This is a genomic window from Domibacillus sp. 8LH (genome assembly GCF_038806185.1).
Classification (GTDB): domain Bacteria; phylum Bacillota; class Bacilli; order Bacillales; family Domibacillaceae; genus Domibacillus; species Domibacillus indicus_A.
This window is the reverse complement of record NZ_JAVJNG010000089.1, coordinates 1-370: the sequence shown is the minus strand read 5'-3', so window position 1 is coordinate 370 and position 370 is coordinate 1. Positions and strand designations below refer to the sequence as shown.

The window sequence follows — 370 nt, the reverse complement described above, 5'->3', positions numbered from 1 at the left end:
AGACATTCTAGTAAACGAAAAACTTATTGCTAGAGGAGAAGTAGTGGTAATTGATGAAAACTTTGGTGTACGGGTTACAGATATCCTAAGCCAGTCAGATAGGTTACGCAAACTTAAATAACATTTTGCTAAAGGGGGATTTTTAAATGGGACAACGCATCTTGATTGTAGATGACGCAGCTTTTATGAGAATGATGATTAAAGATATTTTAACTAAAAATGGTTTTGACGTAGTGGGGGAAGCACAAGATGGTGTTCAAGCTGTTGAAAAATATAACGAATTAGAACCTGATTTGGTCACAATGGATATCACGATGCCCGAAAAAGATGGCATAACCGCGTTAAAGGAAATCAAAGCAAAGCATCCAAG

At 36.8% G+C, this 370-nt stretch carries 2 protein-coding genes; both read left to right on the top strand.

All coding sequences use genetic code 11. From position 1 onward, the window contains the following. The coding region (locus tag RG959_RS23895; RefSeq protein WP_342799285.1) for a FliM/FliN family flagellar motor switch protein at positions 1-121 on the top strand (121 nt) is incomplete at its 5' end. A gap of 25 nt (positions 122-146) precedes the next feature. Then, on the top strand, positions 147-370 hold a 224-nt coding region (locus tag RG959_RS23890), incomplete at its 3' end, for a response regulator (protein ID WP_342799284.1).